This window comes from Streptomyces sp. NPDC007917, from assembly GCF_042959105.1.
Taxonomy (GTDB): domain Bacteria; phylum Actinomycetota; class Actinomycetes; order Streptomycetales; family Streptomycetaceae; genus Streptomyces.
Window position 1 is genome coordinate 430,245 of sequence record NZ_JBIBKK010000008.1, and the last position, 12,475, is coordinate 442,719.

General features: G+C 71.4%; 10 protein-coding genes. All 10 read left to right on the forward strand.

The features are described 5' to 3' along the window. Positions 1–119: 119 nt before the first annotated feature. The 10 genes from ACFZDL_RS19090 (at position 120) to ACFZDL_RS19135 (ending at position 12,463) form a co-directional block, all read left to right on the forward strand. Positions 120–1,445: a DUF6716 putative glycosyltransferase gene (locus ACFZDL_RS19090; protein ID WP_391191639.1), complete on the forward strand. Its 1,326-nt coding sequence runs from the start codon at positions 120–122 to the stop codon at positions 1,443–1,445. Between the two features lie 211 nt (positions 1,446–1,656). Then, positions 1,657–2,877, forward strand: a complete 1,221-nt coding sequence (locus tag ACFZDL_RS19095; RefSeq protein WP_353588233.1) for an acylneuraminate cytidylyltransferase — start codon at positions 1,657–1,659, stop codon at positions 2,875–2,877. Then, positions 2,878–3,813, forward strand: a complete 936-nt coding sequence (locus ACFZDL_RS19100; RefSeq protein WP_353588231.1) for an N-acetylneuraminate synthase family protein — start codon at positions 2,878–2,880, stop codon at positions 3,811–3,813. After that, the gene (locus tag ACFZDL_RS19105; RefSeq protein WP_391191594.1) at positions 3,761–5,062 is read left to right on the forward strand and encodes a hypothetical protein; all 1,302 of its coding nucleotides are present in this window, start codon (positions 3,761–3,763) and stop codon (positions 5,060–5,062) included. The genes ACFZDL_RS19100 and ACFZDL_RS19105 overlap by 53 nt, the downstream gene beginning before the upstream one ends. A 308-nt stretch (positions 5,063–5,370) precedes the next feature. Next, the gene (locus ACFZDL_RS19110; RefSeq protein WP_353588925.1) at positions 5,371–6,636 is read left to right on the forward strand and encodes an amidohydrolase; all 1,266 of its coding nucleotides are present in this window, start codon (positions 5,371–5,373) and stop codon (positions 6,634–6,636) included. A gap of 164 nt (positions 6,637–6,800) precedes the next feature. Continuing rightward, a complete protein-coding gene (locus tag ACFZDL_RS19115; protein WP_353588229.1) occupies positions 6,801–7,838 on the forward strand; it encodes a BMP family ABC transporter substrate-binding protein in 1,038 nt (345 codons plus the stop codon). 167 nt (positions 7,839–8,005) lie between these two features. Next, a complete protein-coding gene (locus ACFZDL_RS19120; protein ID WP_353588922.1) occupies positions 8,006–9,580 on the forward strand; it encodes an ABC transporter ATP-binding protein in 1,575 nt (524 codons plus the stop codon). Next, positions 9,577–10,779: an ABC transporter permease gene (locus ACFZDL_RS19125; RefSeq protein WP_353588227.1), complete on the forward strand. Its 1,203-nt coding sequence runs from the start codon at positions 9,577–9,579 to the stop codon at positions 10,777–10,779. The genes ACFZDL_RS19120 and ACFZDL_RS19125 overlap by 4 nt, the downstream gene beginning before the upstream one ends. Beyond that, entirely contained in the window at positions 10,776–12,044 is a 1,269-nt protein-coding gene (locus ACFZDL_RS19130) for an ABC transporter permease (protein WP_353588225.1), read from the forward strand. Before ACFZDL_RS19125 ends, ACFZDL_RS19130 begins: the two co-directional genes overlap by 4 nt. After that, positions 12,044–12,463 (forward strand): cytidine deaminase, encoded by a 420-nt coding sequence (locus tag ACFZDL_RS19135; RefSeq protein ID WP_353588223.1) that lies wholly within the window; start codon positions 12,044–12,046, stop codon positions 12,461–12,463. The genes ACFZDL_RS19130 and ACFZDL_RS19135 overlap by 1 nt, the downstream gene beginning before the upstream one ends. Positions 12,464–12,475: the final 12 nt, after the last annotated feature.

The following is a 12,475-nucleotide window of genomic DNA, read 5'->3' on the forward strand; positions in this document are numbered from 1 at the left end:
TTCGCCAATCGTCGATGTTCTGTTAACCCTTTGTTGCTCCTGCGTTGGGCCGTGAATCGAAATCCCTTCCTAGCGTCAGCGTCGTGCCCTCACGTACCAACTCCCCCCTACGAGTCGCCGTGCTCGCGGACTCCGACACCCGGTGGAAATGGGGCGCGCTCACCGCGCACCGCCTCGTACCGGATGACCTGGACTCCGCCTCCGCCCGCCGCATGGACGGCTTCCTGCTGCGCGGCCGGGCGACGCCCACGGTCCGGCAGCTCGCCGAGGTGGGGGTGCGCGCGGACTCGCTGCGCGAGGTGACGGGGGTCGAGTTCGTCTCGGCGGTCGACCGCGAGCGGTACGACGTGATCGTGCTGTCCCTGGTCGGCGGCGCCGTCCAGGCCATGCTGCACGGCCTCGCCCGCGCCTGGGAGGGCGCCGCGCGCCGCCCCGTCGTGGTCACCGGCTATGTGGGCGTCGTCTACGAGAAGCTGGCCGACGGCCTGCTGCTGCGGCACGGCGCGGACGTCGTGCTCGCCAACTCCCGCCATGACGCCGAGCGGTTCCGCGATGTCTACACGGGCGTGGGCGCCCCGGCGGACAGCGTCGTGGAGTGCGCGCTGCCGTTCCTCGGTGGCGCGCCGTACGACGAGACGGCCCGTCAGGGGCGCGCGTACCCCGGGGGCACCGTGGTCTTCGCGGTGCAGCCGTCCGTCCCGGACAACCGCGCCGACCGGATGTATCTGCTGCGCCGCGCCGTGGAGCACGCCCGGGCGCACCCCGACCGCGAGGTCCTGGTCAAGCTGCGCAGCAAGCCCGGTGAGCACACCACGCACATCGAGGAGCTGCCGTACCAGAAGCTGGTCGGCAAGCTCGGCGACGACGTGCCGGGGAACTTCCGCCTCGCCTACGGCAACATGGGCGAGGTCCTGGACACCACGGACCTGCTGGTCACGGTCAGCTCCACGGCCGCCCTGGAGTCCCTGCACCGCGGTATCCCGACCGCCGTCCTCACCGACCTCGGGGTCCGTGAGGTGCTGGGCAACCATCACTTCCTCGGCTCCGGCTGCCTCGCCTCCTGGGACCAGCTGGACGCGGGCCATCTGCCCGAGCCCGACCCCGAGTGGGTGAGCCGCCAGGGCGTCGCGGCCGACGGCGCGTACGAGACGGCCTTCGACGCCGCGCGGCAGCGGGTCGCCGAGCTGGCCGCGGCGGACGAACTGCCGCCCCTCGCCCCGTACTACACGCGGACCACCGCGCCCGGCTATCTGCCCGCGAGGCTCGCCCGGTACGGCTTCGAGCCGGACGGCCGGCCGCGGCCGGGCGCGGCGGCGGGGGACGCGGCGCAGGTCAGCGGGTTGCGGCGGGTCGTACGCAACACCATGCGAGAGGCGGCGCGGGGCGCCTACCGGCACGGGGTCCAGCGGGTGGCGCCGGTGATCCGGCGGATGGGGGAGCTGTGAGCAGGGGGCACCGCCCAGCGGTAGCTGGGGGAGCACGCGCCGCCGGGCCGCACATGCCCCTGATGGCCGCACCTCTGCGCCGCGCGGGCGGCAGTTACATCAGCCGCTGCCGCGGCGGGGCGAACGGGTGGTTGCTGTGAGCGCTCAAGAGAACCCCGAAGGCGCAACGAAGCGAGGCGCAGAAGGCGCCGCAGGCACTGAAGGAGCCGTCATGTCCCCCTCCGACCGGCGCGTGGTCGCCGTGATTCCCGCCCGTGGCGGTTCGAAGGGCGTGCCCGCCAAGAACCTCGCCGCCGTGGGGGGCGTGCCGCTCGTCGCGCGCGCCGTCCGGGAGTGCCTGGCCAGCCGTCTGGTGACGGACGTGGTCGTCTCCACCGACGACGCGGGCATCGCCGCCGTGGCGCGCGGCGCGGGCGCGGAGGTCGTCCAGCGGCCGACGGCCATCGCGGGCGACACCGCGACCAGCGAGGCCGCCGTGCTGCACGCGCTCGACGCGTACGAGGCGACGCACCAGATCAGCGCCGAGGTCGTGCTGCTGGTGCAGTGCACCAGCCCGTTCATCGTCCGCGAGGACGTGGACGGCGTCGCCGAGGCGGTGCTGGACGGCGGGGCGGACACCGCGCTGACCGTGGCCCCGTTCCACGGCTTCGTGTGGCGGGACGCCGAGGACGGGACCGACGCGGAGACAGATGCGACGGCCGACGGCGGGTACGGCGTCAACCACGACAAGTCGTACCGGCCGCGCCGCCAGGACCGGCCGCAGGACCTGCTGGAGACCGGCGCCGCGTACGCGATGCGGGTGGAGGGCTTCCGCACCGAGCGGCACCGCTTCTTCGGCCGCACCGCCCTGGTCCGCACCGACGCCGCCCGCGTCCTGGAGGTCGACGACCCGCACGACCTGGCGCGCGCCCGCGCGCTCGCGCCGCTCCTGGACGCCCCGCGCCCCGGCGCGCTCCCCACCCGCGAGGACATCGACGCGGTGGTACTCGACTTCGACGGCACCCAGACGGACGACAAGGTGCTGATCGACTCCGAAGGACGCGAACTCGTCGCCGTGCACCGCGGCGACGGGCTCGGGATCGCCGCCCTGCGCCGCGCTGAGCTGGCGCTGCTGATCCTGTCCACGGAGCAGAACCCGGTTGTCGCCGCACGCGCCCGCAAGCTGCGGGTCCCCGTGCTGCACGGCATCGACCGGAAAGACCTCGCACTGAAGCAGTGGTGCGAGGAGCAGGGCATCGCGCCGGAGCGCGTGCTCTATGTCGGCAACGACGTCAACGACCTCCCGTGCTTCGGCCTCGTCGGCTGGCCCGTGGCGGTCGCAGGTGCGCACGACGTCGTGCGCGGCGCCGCACGCGCGGTCACCTCCACGCCCGGAGGTGACGGTGCGATCCGCGAGATCGCCTCGTGGATTCTTGGAAAGGAACTGTCTTAAGTGAGCTCCGACAATCGCCTCCGTCAGCTCGGTGACAAGATCGCCGGCCCCGGCCACCCGGTCTACGTCACCGGTGAGATCGGCATCAACCACAACGGCGACCTGGAGAACGCGTTCAAGCTGATCGACGTCGCCGCGGACGCCGGCTGTGACGCGGTCAAGTTCCAGAAGCGCACCCCGGAGATCTGCACCCCGCGGGACCAGTGGGACATCGAGCGGGACACCCCCTGGGGCCGGATGACCTACATCGACTACCGGCACCGCGTCGAGTTCGGCGAGGACGAGTACCGCGCCATCGACGAGCACTGCAAGAAGCGCGGGATCGACTGGTTCGCCTCCCCGTGGGACACCGAGGCCGTCGCCTTCCTGGAGAAGTTCGACGTGCCCGCCCACAAGGTGGCCTCCGCCTCGCTGACCGACGACGAGCTGCTGCGCGCCCTGCGCGCGACCGGCCGCACGATCATCCTGTCGACCGGCATGTCCACCCCCAAGCAGATCCGCCACGCGGTGGAGGTGCTGGGCAGCGAGAACATCCTGCTCTGCCACGCCACCTCGACGTACCCGGCCAAGGCCGAGGAGCTCAACCTGCGCGTGATCAACACCCTGCAGGCCGAGTACCCCAACGTGCCGATCGGCTACTCCGGCCACGAGACCGGTCTGCAGACCACCCTCGCCGCCGTCGCGCTCGGCGCGACCTTCATCGAGCGCCACATCACCCTGGACCGCGCGATGTGGGGCTCCGACCAGGCCGCCTCCGTCGAGCCGCAGGGCCTGCAGCGCCTGGTCCGCGACATCCGCACCATCGAGGAGTCGCTGGGCGACGGGGTCAAGAAGGTCTACGAGAGCGAGCTCGGGCCGATGAAGAAGCTGCGCCGGGTCGCGGGTGTCATCGCCGAGGGCGAGACCGCCGCCGAGCGCGAGCCGGCCGGGGTCTGACCGCCCGGTCGGAGCCAAAGAGGTCCAAGAGGCCAAGGAGCCGTCTGCTGTGAACTCATCGGCCGGTCAGCCCGGCCCACACCCGGAAGCGGCGGGTCCCCGTGACTCCGCGGGGGCTGCCCGCCGCTTCCGGGCCCTGCCCGGGGACGGCGCGCGGCGCGCCGCGCGCCCCGGCCCCGCCGGCGCCGGCTCGGGCGCCACCCTGGCCTTCGTCGAGAGCCCGGTTCAGCTGCTGAACGTCCTGGAGTGGGCGTACGCGGACGGAGCCGACCCCGAGGGGCTCACGGTCGTGGTGCTGTCGCCGCACGACCCGATGACGCGCGGCCAGCTGCGCCGGATGGCGGAGCTCGCCCGGGACGAGGGCATCACGGTGCGGTGGGAGGAGGCGCGCGGCGGGGCGGGCGCGCCGCTGAAGACCATCGGGGGGCTGCGCGGCCCGCTGCGCCGCGCCGACCGGATCGTCATCGGCGATCCGTTCTCGCGCTATGTGCAGCTGCTGCTCACGCTCACCCGCGCCCAGGACCTGGTCGTCGTCGACGACGGCACGGCCACCATGGAGTTCGTCTCCCAGCTGGCCAGCGGTGAGCCCCTGGTGCGCTGGCACCGCCGGGGCACGGGCCGGGGCGCGCGCGAGATGGTGTTCGCGCCGGTGTCGGCGACCGCGCGCCGCCGGCTGACCCCGGGCGCGAACCGGCGGGTCGAGGTGTTCAGCTCGATGCCCGTCGAGCCGCCCGCCGGGGTGACCGTCACCGCCAACTCCTTCGCCTGGACCCGGGACCGCTTCGGCCCGCCCACGCTCACCCGCGGCACCGACCTGGTGGGCACGTCCCTGGTGGAGACCGGGGTGGTCGACCTGGAGCGCTATCTGGAGGCGGTGGCCTCCCTGGCCCGTACGCACGGCGCGACCCGCTACTTCGCGCACCGCCGCGAGAGCGCGGACAAGCTCCACCGGGTCGCGCACGAGATCGGGCTTGAGATCGTACGGCCGGATCTGCCGCTGGAGCTGATAGCCCGCCGCGGCCCCATCGGCCATACGATCGTGAGCTTCCCGTCGACCGTCGTGCACACGCTTCCGCTGGCGCTCGAGGGCACCGGGGTCAAGGTCGCGGTCTGCGATGTGGACCCCGCCTGGCTGAGGAGCGACGCCTCGCCGCGCGCCCAGGGGTTCCTGTCGGGGGTCACGGGCACGGCCCGGGACGCGCACCGGCTGCGGTCGGTGGCCCCGGCCACGCCCGCGGCCACGCCGTAGAGGGCCGGGCCGTAAAGGACCACGCCGTAAAGGACCACGCCGTAAAGAGCCGGGCCGTAAAGGGCCGGGCCGGGGGGCCGCCGACCACATCCTGAGATGGCGGCGGCAACTTCCTGTCAGAGGTTCACCTGTACGCCATGTGGCGCTCGTCACTGTGGGGCGCCCGTGGAAGGCACTGTTATACCCCCTGACTAGGGAGATCATTCGCGAGGGGTGGCAGTTTCCTGTCCCCTAACGGGTTGAAGTTTTGTTGATCGACATCCGGTCGCCCCACCAGCCGTTCTACGCTTCATCGGGTGAAGCAATTGATGTCTCCCGAGACCGATTCCGTCACCGCTGAGGCCGAGGCCGTCGCCCAGGCCCAGGCCCTCGTGCCCGAGAACGTCCCCGCGGACGCCCTCGCGCTGCCCGGCCGGCTCCCCGAGGAGCTGCGGACGGAACTGATCGCCTTCCGGCGGGACATCCATATGCACCCGGAGCTCGGCAACCGCGAGTTCCGCACCACCGCCGCCATCAAGGCACGGCTGGAGCAGGCCGGCCTCACGCCGCGCGTGCTGCCCTCCGGCACCGGCCTGGTCTGCGACATCGGCACGGGCGACGCCGCGGCCCCGCCCATGCTGGCGCTGCGCGCCGACATCGACGCGCTGCCCATCCCGGACACCAAGTCCGTGTCCTACCGCTCGACCGTGCCCGACCGCGCCCACGCCTGCGGCCACGACGTCCACACCACCGTCGTCCTCGGCGCCGGTCTGGTCCTGGCGGAGCTGGCCCGCGAGGGCCGGCTGCCGCGCCCCGTACGGCTGCTGTTCCAGCCCGCGGAGGAGGTGCTGCCGGGCGGCGCGCCCGACGCGGTCGAGGCGGGCGTGCTGGACGGGGTCGGCCGGATCCTGGCCGTGCACTGCGACCCCAAGGTCGACGTGGGCCGGATCGGGCTGCGCACCGGCGCGATCACCTCCGCCTGCGACCGCCTGGAGGTCTCCCTCGACGGCGCGGGCGGCCACACCGCGCGCCCCCACCTCACCACCGATCTGGTGACGGCCGCCGCGAAGGTGATCACGGAGGTGCCCGCGCTGCTGTCCCGCCGGGTCGACACCCGCTCCGGCCTGGCCGTCACCTGGGGCCGGGTGGAGTCGGGCCACGCCTGCAATGTGATCCCGCAGCACGCCGAGCTCTCGGGTACGGTCCGCTGCCTGGACCTGCCCGCCTGGCGGGAGGCGCCCGACCTGGTGTACGCGGCGATCGACGAGGTCGCGACCCTGCACGGCGCCAAGTCGGAGATCAACTACGTCCGCGGGGTGCCGCCCGTGGTGAACGAGGCGAGCACCGTCGAGCTGCTGCGCCGCGCGATGGAAACCCGCCGTGGATCGTATGCGGTGGAGGACACGGAGCAGAGCCTCGGTGGCGAGGACTTCTCCTGGTACCTGGAGCACGTGCCCGGCGCGATGGCGCGCCTGGGCGTCCGCAGGGTCGGTGACACGGCCCGGCGTGATCTGCATTGTGGCGATTTCGACGTGGACGAGGGGGCCATCGAGGTTGGTGTGGAGCTTTTCACCGCCGCGGCGCTGCTCGACTGAGCCGGGACTTCGCCTGAATGACATGTCCCGGAGGCTCCCGGGACAAGTCAGATTCGCGACGATCCGATAACGGCTTCCGGACGCCCCTTTATCTGCCATCTACGCGCGTTACGATGCGGCGAAACCAGCGCCGCAGGAGGCGCTCAAGCCGAAGGGGAACCCTCGTGCGCCGGGTATCCAGCATCGCCGTCGCGGGCATAGGCATCGCGGCCCTCGCGTTCACCACCACGGCCTGTGGTGGCAGCTCATCCGACTCCAAAGAGGACAAGGGCGTCGCCATCGCCTATGACGTCGGCGGTCGTGGTGACCAGTCCTTCAACGACGCAGCCTACGCGGGCTTCGCCAAGGCCAAGAAGGAGCTGGGGGTCAAGGGCGACGACGTCGAGCCGTCCGAGGGTGAGTCCCAGGCCGACCAGGTGCAGCGCCTGACCGAGCTGGCCCGCGAGGGACACAACCCGGTCATCGCCGTCGGGTTCGTCTACGCCCCGGCGGTGAAGGAGGTGGCCAAGAAGTACCCGAAGACCACCTTCGGCATCGTCGACGACGACACCGTCCACGCCAAGAACGTGGTGAACATGGTGTTCAACGAGGAGCAGTCCTCCTACCTGGCGGGCGTGGCGGCCGCCCTGACCACCAAGTCCAAGACGGTGGGCTTCGTCGGCGGCGTGGAGAACCCTCTGATCAAGAAGTTCGAGGCGGGTTACGTCCAGGGCGTCCACGACACCGACAAGTCGGTCAAGGTAAAGGTCCAGTACCTGACCCAGCCGCCGGACTACAGCGGCTTCAAGAAGCCCGACCTCGGCAAGAGCACCGCCAACGGCCAGCTGGACGGGGGCGCGGACGTCATCTACCAGGTCGCGGGCAAGGCGGGCACCGGCGTGATCGAGACCACGGCCGCGCGCGGCAAGTGGGCCATCGGCGTCGACATGGACCAGTACAAGCAGGCGGGCCTGACCAAGGTCAAGGACCACATCCTGACCTCGGCGACCAAGGGCATCCCCGACGCCGTCTTCAACCTGGTCAAGTCCGTCAAGGACGGCAAGCCGCAGTCCGGCACGGTGCGCTACGGCCTCAAGACGGGCGGCGTCGGCCTGGCCGACTCCAACCCCGCCTACAAGAAGATGACGAAGGTCGTCGAGGCGGTCGAGGCCGCGAAGAAGAAGATCATCAGCGGCGAGATCAAGGTTAATACCACGCCGTAGGGCGGTACTCGACACGCCGAGCGGACGAGCGGGGCCTGGGGAGGGAGTTCGGCCACACCACCTCAGGTCCCGCTCGCTGTGCGGCCCCTCGCCGTCCCGCACCACCGCACCACGCCACACCACGCCACGCCCCACCGCCGAGACTCCTTCTTCGAGGAGAGTGCGCCATCAACGCGTCCAGCAGTCCACCCGCGGTAGAACTCAGCGGGATCACCAAACGTTTCCCCGGCGTCGTCGCCAACCACGACATCCACATCGCCGTCCGCAAGGGCACCGTGCACGCGATCGTCGGCGAGAACGGCGCGGGCAAGTCCACCCTGATGAAGACCCTCTACGGCATGCACAAGCCGGACGAGGGGACCATCGTGGTCGACGGCGAAGAGGTCTCCTTCCACAGCCCCGCCGACGCCATCGCCCACGGCCTGGGCATGGTGCACCAGCACTTCATGCTGGCCGACAACCTCACCGTCCTGGAGAACGTCGTCCTCGGCGCCGAGAAGCTGTACGGCATCGGGACCAAGGCCCGCGCGAAGATCAAGGAGATCTCGGACGCGTACGCCCTCGGGGTGCGCCCCGACGTCCTCGTCGAGGACCTGGGCGTGGCCGACCGGCAGCGCGTGGAGATCCTGAAGGTCCTCTACCGGGGCGCCCGGACGCTGATCCTGGACGAGCCGACCGCCGTGCTGGTCCCGCAGGAGGTCGACGCGCTCTTCGACAACCTCCGCGAGCTCAAGGCGGAGGGGCTGACCGTCATCTTCATCTCGCACAAGCTCGGCGAGGTGCTGTCCGTCGCGGACGACATCACCGTCATCCGGCGCGGCACCACGGTCGGCTCCGTCGTCCCCTCCGAGGTGACCGCCCGGCAGCTGGCCGAGATGATGGTTGGCAGCGAGCTGCCCTCGCCCGAGACGCGCGAGTCCACCGTCACCGATGTGCCGATGCTCCGGGTCGACGGGGTGACGCTGACCGCGCAGGACGCCGAGCACGGCGCCCGCACCGTGCTGGACGACATCACCTTCACCATCCGCAAGGGCGAGGTGCTGGGCCTGGCCGGCGTCGAGGGCAACGGCCAGACCGAGCTGATCGACGCCTTGGTCGGCACCCGCAAGCCCGACAGCGGCACCATCCTCCTCGGCGACGAGGACGTCACCGGCTGGCCCACCCGCCGCCGCCGCGAGGGCGGCGTCGGCTACATCCCCGAGGACCGGCACCGCCACGGCCTGCTGCTGGAAGCGCCGCTGTGGGAGAACCGCATCCTCGGGCACGTCACCGAGCGCCCCAACACCAAGGGCAAGGGCCGCTTCTGGCTCGACCTCCAGGGCGCGCGGGCGGACACCGAGCGGATCGTGGCCGAGTACGACGTGCGCACCCCCGGTATCGAGGTCACCGCGGCCTCGCTGTCCGGCGGCAACCAGCAGAAGCTCATCGTGGGGCGGGAGATGAGCCACCATCCGCGGCTGCTCATCGCCGCGCATCCCACCCGCGGCGTGGACGTCGGCGCGCAGGCGCAGATCTGGGACCAGATCCGCGAGGCGCGCCGTGAGGGCCTGGCCGTCCTGCTGATCTCCGCCGACCTGGACGAGCTGATCGGGCTGTCCGACACCCTGCGGGTCATCTACCGCGGCCGGCTGGTCGCGGACGCGGACCCGGCGACCATCACCCCCGAGGAGTTGGGCTCGGCCATGACCGGCGCTGCCACGGGCCATCTGGAGCACCCCGCCGAGGAGGGGGCGGCGCGATGAAGAAGACCGACGAGGCGAAGCCGGTGAACGGCGACGCGAAGACCGGCGGCGGCCCGGCCAGGTCCGGCGGCTCCGCGGGCAAGAGGTTCAGCCGGGACCGGCTGCTGCTGGCCGTGGCCGGACCGGTGCTGGCCCTGGTCGTGGCGGTGCTGCTGACCTCCGGGGTGCTGCTGGCCTCGGGCAAGAGCCCGTTCGAGCCGTACCAGCTGATGCTCGAGTACGCGGGCAACGCCGACATCCAGGTGCTCATCGTCAACCAGGCGGGCGCCTACTACCTGGCGGCGCTCGCGGTGGCCGTCGGCTTCCGGATGAACCTGTTCAACATCGGCGTGGACGGCCAGTACCGGCTCGCCGCGATGGCCGCCGCCCTGGTCGGCGCCAACGTCTCGCTCCCCGGCCCGCTGCACATCGCGCTGATCGTGATCGTGGCCATGCTGGCGGGCGCCTTCTGGGCGGGCATCGCGGGCATCCTCAAGACCACCCGCGGGGTGAGCGAGGTCGTCTCCACGATCATGCTCAACGCGATCGCCACCAGCCTGATCGCGTATCTGATCCTGCCCGAGCAGTTCGGTGTGCAGCCCAAGGGCAGCAACAACCTCACCACCGGCGACCTGCCGTCCTCCGCCTGGTTCCCGGGCCTGCACGTCAGCGATGTGGCCGGGGACATCTACGGCTTCGTGTTCGTGGCGATCGGCTGCGGCGTGGCGTACTGGCTGGTGCTCGGCCGCACCCGCTTCGGCTTCGACCTGCGCGCCACCGGCGCCAGCGAGAGCGCGGCGGCCGCCAGCGGCGTGGACGCCAAGCGCATGGTGCTCACCAGCATGCTGATCTCCGGCGCCGTGGCGGGCCTGGCGGGCATGCCGATGCTGCTCGGCGACGCGCACACCTACAGCCTGGACTTCCAGACCGGCATCGGCTTCACGGGCATCACCATCGCCCTCCTCGGCCGCAACAACGCGGTCGGCATCGCCTTCGGTGCGCTGCTGATCGCGTTCCTGGACAAGACGGCCTCGACGCTGGACTACAACGGCTACGAGAAGGAGATCGCCACGATCATGCAGGGCCTGATCGTGATCTCCGTGGTCGTGTCCTACGAGACCGTCCGCCGCTACGGCCTGCGCCGCCAGCAGCGGAAGGTCGGCGAAGAACTCGCCGCCGCGGCCCGCGCCACGACGACCCGTGAGGAGGTGCCCGTATGAGCACCATGGCTGCTACGACGGCGAAACCGCAGCCGCAGCCCCGCAAACCCGCGCGCCAGAAGCTGTCCCTGCCCGTCGTCCTGCTGATCGTCGCGGGCGCCGTGGTGCTCGTCTCGGTGGTCCGGCTGATCACAGGCGCCGACGACATCACCTCGGTGGGCCAGGTCTCGGGCGCGCTGGAGCTCGCCATCCCGATCGGCCTGGCCGGGCTCGGCGGCCTGTGGGCCGAGCGGGCGGGCGTGGTCAACATCGGCCTCGAAGGGATGATGATCCTCGGCACCTGGTTCGGTGCCTGGGCCGGATACCAGTGGGGGCCGTGGACCGGTGTGCTGCTCGGCATCCTGGGCGGCGCGCTCGGCGGGCTGCTGCACGCCGTGATCACCGTGACGTTCGGCGTCAACCACATCGTCTCCGGTGTGGCGATCAACATCCTCGCCGTCGGCGCCACCCGCTACCTCTCCAACTTCACCTTCCTGGAGGCCGAGGGCTCCAAGAGCGCCCGGCAGTCCCCGACCATCGACCCGATCACCGACATCACCGTGCCGGGGCTCTCGGACGCGATGAAGACCCTCAACGGCAAACACTGGTTCCTCGTCTCGGACCTCGCCGGGTTCGTCGGCGGCGTGGTGACACAGCTGTCGCTGCTCACCGTCGTGGCGCTGCTGCTGGTGCCGGCCACCTGGTGGGTGCTGTGGCGCACCTCGTTCGGCCTGCGGCTGCGGTCCTGCGGCGAGAACCCGGTGGCGGCGGAGTCGCTGGGCGTCAACGTCTACCGGTACAAGTACCTGGCCGTGATCATCTCCGGCGGGTTCGCCGGGCTCGGCGGCGTCTTCCTGGCCGAGGTGGCCTCCAACATCTACCAGGAGGGCCAGACCGGGAACCGCGGCTACATCGGCCTCGCCGCGATGATCTTCGGCAACTGGATGCCCGGCGGCCTCGCCATGGGCGCGGGCCTGTTCGGCTACACCGACAGCCTCAACCTGCGCTCCGGCGGTACCAATGTGCACGCGCTGCTGCTGTTCCTGGTGCTGGTGCTCGCGCTGGTCACGGTGTGGCAGCTGTACCGGAAGAAGTACGTCGCGGCGGTCATCGGCGCGGCGGTCTCGGCGCTGCTGCTGGTCTGGTATTCGCTGACCGACGAGGTGCCGAGCCAGTTCGTGACCGCGGCACCGTACATCGCCACGCTGCTGGTGCTGGCGCTGTCCGCCCAGCGGCTGCGCGCGCCCAAGGCGGCGGGGCAGCCGTACTACAAGGGAGGCGGATGATGACCTCGGGCGCGACCCCGACCGCGAGCGCGCCGGTCGACTGGGAAGCGCTGCGCGCCGAGGCCCGGGGCGTGATGTCCCGGGCCTACGCCCCGTACTCCCGCTACCCCGTGGGCGCCGCCGCGCTGGTCGACGACGGCCGCACGGTGACCGGCTGCAATGTGGAGAACGCGGCGTACGGTGTGGCGCTGTGCGCCGAATGCGGCCTGGTCTCGGCCCTGTTCGCCTCCGGCGGCGGCCGGCTGACCGCGTTCACCTGCTGTGACCGCCACGGCGCGGTGCTGATGCCCTGCGGCCGCTGCCGCCAGCTGCTGTGGGAACACGGCGGCCCGGAGCTCCAGGTGGACACCGCCTCCGGTATCCGCCCGCTCGCCGAACTCCTCCCGGACGCGTTCGGTCGCAACGACCTGGAACGCTGAGCCGCCACGGGT